Annotated in this window: 7 protein-coding genes; all 7 read left to right on the forward strand. The window is 29.1% G+C overall.

Going from position 1 to position 8,431, the window contains the following annotated elements; genetic code table 11:
* The first annotated feature begins 5 nt into the window (after positions 1 to 5).
* The 7 genes from Q1J78_RS08465 (at position 6) to Q1J78_RS08495 (ending at position 8,167) form a co-directional block, all read left to right on the forward strand.
* Positions 6 to 1,046 carry a carbamoyl phosphate synthase small subunit gene (locus tag Q1J78_RS08465; RefSeq protein ID WP_300278813.1) on the forward strand — a complete coding sequence of 347 codons (1,041 nt, stop codon included), beginning with the start codon at positions 6 to 8 and terminating at the stop codon, positions 1,044 to 1,046.
* A 45-nt stretch (positions 1,047 to 1,091) separates the two neighbouring features.
* Entirely contained in the window at positions 1,092 to 4,301 is a 3,210-nt protein-coding gene (gene carB, locus Q1J78_RS08470; protein WP_300278816.1) for a carbamoyl-phosphate synthase large subunit, read from the forward strand.
* A gap of 185 nt (positions 4,302 to 4,486) precedes the next feature.
* Positions 4,487 to 5,356 (forward strand): class I SAM-dependent methyltransferase, encoded by an 870-nt coding sequence (locus Q1J78_RS08475; RefSeq protein WP_300278819.1) that lies wholly within the window; start codon positions 4,487 to 4,489, stop codon positions 5,354 to 5,356.
* Between the two features lie 3 nt (positions 5,357 to 5,359).
* Complete coding sequence (locus Q1J78_RS08480; RefSeq protein WP_300278822.1) at positions 5,360 to 6,037, forward strand: RluA family pseudouridine synthase; 678 nt, start codon at positions 5,360 to 5,362, stop codon at positions 6,035 to 6,037.
* 20 nt (positions 6,038 to 6,057) lie between these two features.
* Positions 6,058 to 6,765: a peptide arginase family protein gene (locus Q1J78_RS08485; protein ID WP_300278825.1), complete on the forward strand. Its 708-nt coding sequence runs from the start codon at positions 6,058 to 6,060 to the stop codon at positions 6,763 to 6,765.
* Between the two features lie 51 nt (positions 6,766 to 6,816).
* On the forward strand, positions 6,817 to 7,320 hold the full coding sequence (locus Q1J78_RS08490; protein WP_300278828.1) for an SEC-C metal-binding domain-containing protein: 504 nt from the start codon (positions 6,817 to 6,819) through the stop codon (positions 7,318 to 7,320).
* 337 nt (positions 7,321 to 7,657) lie between these two features.
* On the forward strand, positions 7,658 to 8,167 hold the full coding sequence (locus Q1J78_RS08495) for a GNAT family N-acetyltransferase (protein WP_300278831.1): 510 nt from the start codon (positions 7,658 to 7,660) through the stop codon (positions 8,165 to 8,167).
* Positions 8,168 to 8,431 lie beyond the last annotated feature (264 nt).

Below are 8,431 nucleotides of genomic sequence, written 5' to 3' on the forward strand. Positions count from 1 at the left end.
ACGATATGAAATGTAAATTAATATTAGAAGACGGAACAGTGTTCGAAGGAAAGGCTTTTGGATACGAAAAAGAAACTGTAGGAGAAGTAGTATTTAATACTTCTATGGCAGGATATGAAGAACTTCTTACTGACCCAACTTATAGAGGACAGTTTATAGTAATGACTTATCCACTAGTAGGAAACTATGGAATAAATTTAGAGGATGTTGAATCAAATGGAGTGCACGCAAAAGCACTTATAGTTAGAAATAAATGTGATAGCCCAAATAACTTCAGATGTGAAATGGACTTAGATACATACATGAAACAAAATAAAATAGTAGGTGTTGAAGGAATAGATACTAGAGCACTTACAAAAATGATAACAGCAAAAGGAACTATGAAAGCTGTTATAGCTTATGAAAACAAAGATGAAGAAGATTTAAAAGAAAAATTCAATTCATATTGTAATAAAAATGCTGTAAAAGATGTAACTTGTAAAGAAGTTAAAAAAATAGAAGGAACAGGAAGAAGAGTTGCATTACTTGATTTAGGCGTTAAAAATAGTGTAGTAGAAGCATTAAAAGGATATGCTTGTGATATAACAATATTCCCAGCAACTACACCAGCTGAAAAAATACTTAGCGTAAATCCAGATGTAGTATTATTATCTAATGGACCAGGAAATCCAGAAGATTTAGATTATGTAGTAGAAGAAGTTAAAAAAATAGTTGGAGAAAAACCTCTTACAGGTATAGGTTTAGGCCATCAAGTAATAGCTTTAGCTTTAGGTGGAGAAATAGGTAAATTACCATTTGGACATAGAGGAGCTAGTGTTCCAGTTAAAAATATAGAAACAGGAAGAGTATTAATAACAACTCAGCACCATGGATTTAATATAGTGACAATGCCTGAAAATACAGAAATAACTTACACAAGTCTGAATGATGGATCTATAGAAGGATTAAAACATAAAGAACTTCCTATAATGAGTGTACAATTTATACCAGTATTCACTTCAACAGACGATAAAGAATGCGTATACGGTAAATTTCTTGCATTATAAAAATAAAAAAGAAAAAAATTAAACGGATTAAAGGAGAGAGATATTATGCCTAAAATAGATAGTATAAAGAAAACATTAGTACTTGGTTCAGGACCTATAATAATCGGACAGGCTGCAGAATTTGACTATTCAGGAACACAGGCTTGTCAGGCGTTAAAAGAAGAAGGGATAGAAGTTGTATTAATAAACTCTAACCCTGCAACAATAATGACAGATAAAGAAATAGCAGACAAAATATATATAGAACCACTTACTTTAGAATTTATAGAAAAAATAATAGAAAAAGAAAGACCAGATAGTTTATTAGCGGGAATGGGTGGACAGACAGGACTTAACCTAGCTGTTGAACTTTACGAAAGTGGAATATTAGATAAATATGGAGTAAAAGTAATAGGAACTTCTGTTGAATCTATCAAAAAAGGTGAAGATAGAGATATATTCAGAGAAGTAATGAAAGAAATAAATCAGCCAGTTATAGAAAGTGATATAGTAACTACTCTTGAAGATGGTTTAGCTTATGCAAGCAAAATAGGTTATCCATTAGTAGTTAGACCAGCATATACACTAGGAGGAACTGGTGGTGGTATAGCTGAAAATGAAGAAGAATTAAAAGAAATTTTAGTTCATGGACTTCAGTTAAGCCCAGTTAGTCAGGTACTTTTAGAAAAAAGTATAAAAGGTTGGAAAGAAATAGAATATGAAGTAATGAGAGATAGCATTGGAAATAGCATAGTAATATGTAATATGGAAAATGTTGACCCTGTTGGTGTTCATACAGGAGATAGTATAGTTGTTGCTCCAACTCAGACTTTAAGTGCAAAAGAATGTGCAATGCTTAAAAAAGCATCTTTAGATATATTAAATGCAGTAGAAGTTCAAGGTGGTTGTAATGTTCAGTTCGCATTAAATCCAAATAGCTTTGAATATGCAGTTATAGAAATAAACCCAAGGGTTTCTAGATCATCAGCTTTAGCATCAAAAGCTACTGGTTATCCAATAGCAAAAGTATCTGCAAAAATAGCTTTAGGATACACTCTAGATGAAATAGAAAATGCAGTAACTAAGAAAACTAAAGCTTGTTTCGAACCAAGTGTAGATTATGTTGTTGCAAAAATACCAAAATGGCCATTTGACAAATTTAAAAAAGCAGATAAAAGATTAGGAACAAAAATGATGGCTACAGGAGAAATAATGAGTATAGGAAGCAACTTTGAAGCCGCTATACTTAAAGGGATAAGATCTCTTGAAATAGGAAAATACTCATTAGTACATGCTCCATCAGAACAGAGATCTCTTGAAGAATTAAAAGCAAGAGTAGTTGTTCCAGATGATGAAAGATTATTCGATATAGCTGAAATGATAAGAAGAGGCTATAAAGTTGAAATGATAGAACAGATAACAAAAATGGATAAATGGTTCTTAGATAGATTCAAATGGATAGTTGAACAAGAAGAAAAATTAAAAGGAATGAAAATAGAAGACCTTACAAAAGACTATCTTCTTGAATTAAAGAAAAAAGGATTCTCTGATAAAGGTATATCTGATTTAATGAAGATAAATCCAGAACAGTTATATGAATTAAGAATGCTTTATAATATAAAACCATCATATAAAATGGTTGATACTTGTGCAGGAGAAGTTGATGCATTATCACCATACTACTACTCAACTTATGAAGAATATGATGAAGCAACAGTAAGTGATAAGAAAAAAGTTATAGTTTTAGGATCTGGTCCAATAAGAATAGGACAAGGTATAGAGTTTGACTATTGTTCAGTTCACTGTGTTAAATCTCTAAGAAAACAGGGAATAGAAACAATAATAATAAATAACAACCCTGAAACAGTATCAACAGACTTTGATACATCAGATAAATTATACTTTGAACCACTAACAGAAGAAGAAGTTCTTAACATAATAGAAAAAGAAAATCCAGATGGAGTTATACTTCAATTTGGTGGACAGACTGCTATAAAACTAGCTAAATTCCTTCATGAAAAAAATATACCAATACTAGGTACAGATTTTGAAGATATAGACGCAGCTGAAGATAGAGAAAAATTCGATGAATTATTAGAAAGATTAGATATAAATAGACCAAAAGGTAGAGGTGTTTGGACAGTAGAAGAAGGCTTAGAAGTAGCTCACAGCTTAGGATTCCCAGTACTTGTTAGACCATCATATGTACTTGGTGGACAAGGAATGGAAATAACTTATGATGAAGCAAGACTAGTTCAATACTTAGAAGCAGCATTTGAAAGAGATAGCAAAAATCCAGTTCTTATAGACAAATACCTAACAGGTAGAGAAATAGAAGTTGATGCTATATGTGACAAAGAAGATATATTAATACCAGGTATAATGGAACACCTTGAAAGAGCTGGGGTTCACTCTGGAGATAGTATAACAATGTATCCAAGTCAGAATATATCAGAAAAAATAAAAGAAAAAATATTAGATTACACTAAAAAAATAGCTATAGACTTAAATGTAATAGGTATGGTTAATATACAATTTATAGAATTCCAAAATGAATTATATATAATAGAAGTTAACCCTAGAGCAAGTAGAACAGTACCATACATATCAAAAGTATCAGGTGTGCCAATAGTTGACCTTGCTACAAAATGTATGTTAGGTGCTAAGTTAAAAGACTTAGGATATGGAACAGGTGTATATAAAACTCCAGATGTAGTATCTGTTAAAGTACCAGTATTCTCAATGGCTAAACTTGCACAGGTTGAAGTTTCTCTTGGGCCTGAAATGAAATCAACAGGAGAAGTTTTAGGTGTTGGTGCAAACTTAGAAGAAGCTTTATATAAAGGATTCCTTGCATCTGGTAAAGGAATAGCAGATGAAAGAGGTTGTGTATTAGCTACTATAAACAATCATGATAAAGCAGAATTTATAGAAATAGCAAAAGATATGAAAGATTTAGGATATACTTTCATGGCTACAGAAGGAACAGCTAAAGTATTAAGAGAAAATGGAATAGAAGTTGAAACAGTAAATAGAGTTGAAGAATCTAGACCAAATATACTTGATGCTATAAGAAATAAACAGGTAGATATGGTTATAAATACTCCTACTAAAGGAAATGATTCTAATAGAGATGGATTTAAAATAAGAAGAACAGCTATAGAATTCTCAACAGAAGTTATGACATCTTTAGATACATTAAAAGCTTTAGTAGATGTTAAAAAACAGCATATAGATAAAGATACTCTAAAAGTTTACAATATATCAGAAATATAATGATTTTATAAGATTATTTATAAATTAAATAAATTTGGCAGTCGATTCTTTTGAATTGACTGCTATTTTTATTATGATAATTTAAAAAAGATTAACTTCCAAAGAAGTGTAAGTTAAGTAGTACAAATGAATATAGCAATATGTTATAATTAATAAGTTAAATTTAAATAGATACGGAGGAGAATATGTTAATATTAGCAGATAATTGGAAAGACTATGAGCTTATAGATATGGGTAACGGAGAAAAATTAGAAAGATGGGGAGATATAGTTTTAAGAAGACCAGATCCACAAGTAGTTTGGCCTATGGAAAAAGAATGGTCATTATGGAAAAATCCACATGGACATTATCATAGAAGTAATAGAGGTGGAGGTTCTTGGGAACAGAAAAAGAAGTATCCAGAAAATTGGACTATAAATTATAAAAATTTAAAATTTAATATAAGACCAACTGGATTTAAGCATACTGGATTATTCCCAGAACAAGCAGCAAACTGGGATTGGATGATAGGTAAAATAAAAAATGCTAAAAGACCTATAAAAGTTTTAAATTTATTTGCATACACAGGTGGAGCAACAGTGGCTTGTGCATCAGCAGGAGCTGAAGTTTGTCATGTAGATGCAGCAAAAGGTATGGTGAATTGGGCAAAAGACAATATAGCTTTATCTGGATTACAAAATCAAACAGTGAGATTCATTGTAGACGATGTTGTTAAATTTGTTGAAAGAGAAATAAGAAGAGGAAGAAAATACGATGCTATAATAATGGACCCACCATCATATGGAAGAGGGCCAAAAGGAGAAGTGTGGAAAATAGAAGATAAATTATTTGACTTTGTAAATCTTTGTATGGGTGTATTATCAGATGATCCACTATTTTTCTTAATAAACTCTTACACAACAGGATTTTCTCCAATAGTACTTGAAAATGTACTTTCTACTACTATTGGGAAAAAAGTAAAAGGTGGAAAAATATACGGAGGAGAAGTCGGTATACCAGCATCTAGAGATGGTAAAATACTTCCTTGTGGTATATTTGGTAGATGGGAGAGATAAGTTTTGAATACTAAAATAAATGTTTTATATGAAGATAATCATCTTTTAGTAGTTGAAAAACCAGTTAATATACTTTCTCAAGGTGATAACACAAATGATAAAGATATGGTAAATCTTCTAAAATCATATATTAAAGAAAAATATAATAAACCAGGAAATGTATATTTAGGTTTAGTTCATAGACTAGACAGACCAGTTGGTGGAGCTATGGTATTTGCAAAAACTTCTAAGGCTGCATCTAGACTTTCAGAACAAGTTAGAAACAAAACATTCAAAAAAACTTATAGAGCGGTTATAAATGGAAAAATAAAAAAACAAGAAGATACTTTAAAAGACTATCTTTATAAAAATAAAAAAACAAATATGGTAAGTGTAGTTACTGAAAAACATAAAGATTCTAAATATGCAGAGCTAAGTTATAAAGCATTAGACTTTAAAGATAATATGAGTTTAGTACAAATTGATTTAAAAACTGGTAGACCTCATCAGATAAGAGTACAGTTTGCATCTAGGAATAATCCTCTTTATGGGGATCAAAGATACGGTAAAAATAGTAAAGTTGGTCAGCAAATAGCACTTTGGTCTTACAAAATAGAAATAGTACACCCGATAACTAAGGAAAAAATGGAATTTACTTGTGAACCACCAAAAGAATATCCATGGAATATTTTCGTTAAATAAATCAGAAAGGCTGATACACTATGGAAAGATATTGTGGATTTTTTATAGATAAACCTGTAGGAAATAATATATTTTCCTATGAAGATAGAAAAAATAAAAAGATTTTTGTTCCCAAACTTATAACTGGAGATTTAAATGATATAAAAGAGGGAAAAGAAATAGTTTTTAATGAAATAGATGAAGATAGAGAAATAAAAGCATATGGAATAGAAAAAATGGTTGAGATGAATACAGAAGACGGAAAAAGAGTTTATATTTTTGATAATCATAACCATGCTTTCTATTTTTGGTTGAAAAGTCTAAAAGAGGGACTGTTCAAGAAAGGATGTACTCTTGTCCATGTCGATCAGCACAAGGATACTAGAGAGCCATCTAATTATGATGTAAATATAGATGATATAGATGATATTTTTAGATATACAAATGAAGTACTAAATGTGGGTAGTTTTATAAAACCTGCAATGAAATATGGTATTTTCTCAAATCTTATAATAATGGACAGTACATATAGTTTAAAAGAAAAGGTAGAAGGCGAATATGTTTTAGATATAGATTTGGATATTTTTTCTAAAGATATGGATTATATCCCTTTCTTAGATAGATTTAATAGAATTCAAGAGCTTATAAAAGGAGCAAAATTAATAACTATTGCAACGAGTCCATATTTTATTGAACAAGATAAAGCTATAAAAGTATTAAAAGAACTGTTTACTTATGATATAATATAGTATATTTAAATTAAATATTTTTTATATGAGAACAATTTAGGAGGAATAAAAATGAGTTTATACGATGCATGGAAAAAAGTTAGCGAAACTCACGAAAGCCAGGACGCTGAAATAGAATTCTGGAAAGAGTATTTAAATGTAGAAAGAGAAATATACAGAAAAGTATTAGAAGAAAAAACTGAAACTATAGAAGAAAAAGTTGAAGATTTAGCTGCTAAATACGAAACATCTCCAGAGTATTTCATGGGATTCATAGATGGAATAAGCGAAAGTTTAAAAGAAGACATAGAACTAGATTCTATAGAAGCTGATGGTGAAGTTTCAATAAAAATAGATTGGGAAAAATTATACTACAATATGTGTGCTGTTGAAGCTGAATGGCTTTATACATTACCTGAATGGGAAGGCATTCTTTCTGCTGAAACAAGAAAAGAACTTCTTAAAAAATACAAAAAAAGTAAAACAATAGTTAAAGAAAATAAAGTAGGAAGAAATGATCCATGTCCTTGTGGAAGTGGAAAAAAATATAAAAAATGCTGTGGTAAAAATGCATAATTTATAAAAATAACATAAATAAAAAGGACTGACAATTTGTCAGTTCTTTTTTTGTGAATATTTGTATGTATAAAATTAATCTGATTTTATATATACACTACTTAATTCAATATATACAAAATTTTAATTTATTTAAAAATTTTATAAAAATAAATAAAAATAATGTATAAAATAAAAACACTCTTATAAAAAATAAGCCTTATACAAAATAATTAAAGAAGATAAAATTTATAAAGTAAATATATTGATAACTATAAAGTAAAAAATAATAGTAAACAAGAGGATTAATTTTGATATAATCTAGATATAATAAATTATGGATGTTTTGGAGGAATTTATGGATTTTAGAAAATCGACAATAAAAGATATACCTAGTATTATGGGTATAATAAAGCAAGCACAATCATACTTTAAGAGTAAAAATATTGATCAATGGCAAGATGGATATCCTAATGAAGATAGTTTAAAAGGCGATATTGAAAATGATGAAAGTTATGTTCTTATAGAAGATGGTAAAATCATAGCAACAGCTGCAATTTCGTTCAGAGGTGAAAAAACATATAATAAAATTTATGATGGAAAATGGATTAGTAATGATAAGTATGCTGTTGTTCATAGAGTTGCAGTAGGTGATGGCTATAAAGGAAGAGGTATTTCTTATAAAATAATAAAATTTTCTGAAGAAAAATGTAAAGAAAAAGGATTTTATAGTATAAAAATAGATACACATGATGATAATTTTGTTATGAGAAGTATGTTAGAAAAAAATGGATTTAAATATTGTGGAGTAATTTTATTAGAAGATGGAGCAGAGAGAGTGGCATATGAAAAAATATTAGAAAAATAAAATTACTAATGATTAGATAAAATACAAAAATTAATAAAATTAAAAGTCCTATCTATATAATAAAATACAAAAAATAGGACTTTTTTGTTTGAATTAGTGTATTGAAATTTCAACATAATATTTGATTTATTGAGAAAAAAATAAAAAAATATAAAAAAAGTGTTGACCTTTTATTAATTAGGTGGTAATATAATACTTGTCCTTGAGAGAGGGCAAGAAACAAAAGAGAAAATCGAAAGATTAAAATGAACTTTGAAAACTGAA

The sequence above is a fragment of the Peptacetobacter sp. genome (genome assembly GCF_029264495.1).
In the GTDB taxonomy this organism is placed as follows: Bacteria; Bacillota; Clostridia; order Peptostreptococcales; family Peptostreptococcaceae; genus Peptacetobacter.

What these genes read in the sequence shown, in the direction of transcription:
- Q1J78_RS08465 (WP_300278813.1), top strand. Translation starts at nt 6, where the DNA reads ATGAAATGTAAATTAATATTAGAAGACGGAACAGTGTTCGAAGGAAAG.
- carB (WP_300278816.1), top strand. Translation starts at nt 1,092, where the DNA reads ATGCCTAAAATAGATAGTATAAAGAAAACATTAGTACTTGGTTCAGGA.
- Q1J78_RS08475 (WP_300278819.1), top strand. Translation starts at nt 4,487, where the DNA reads ATGTTAATATTAGCAGATAATTGGAAAGACTATGAGCTTATAGATATG.
- Q1J78_RS08485 (WP_300278825.1), top strand. Translation starts at nt 6,058, where the DNA reads ATGGAAAGATATTGTGGATTTTTTATAGATAAACCTGTAGGAAATAAT.
- Q1J78_RS08490 (WP_300278828.1), top strand. Translation starts at nt 6,817, where the DNA reads ATGAGTTTATACGATGCATGGAAAAAAGTTAGCGAAACTCACGAAAGC.
- Q1J78_RS08495 (WP_300278831.1), top strand. Translation starts at nt 7,658, where the DNA reads ATGGATTTTAGAAAATCGACAATAAAAGATATACCTAGTATTATGGGT.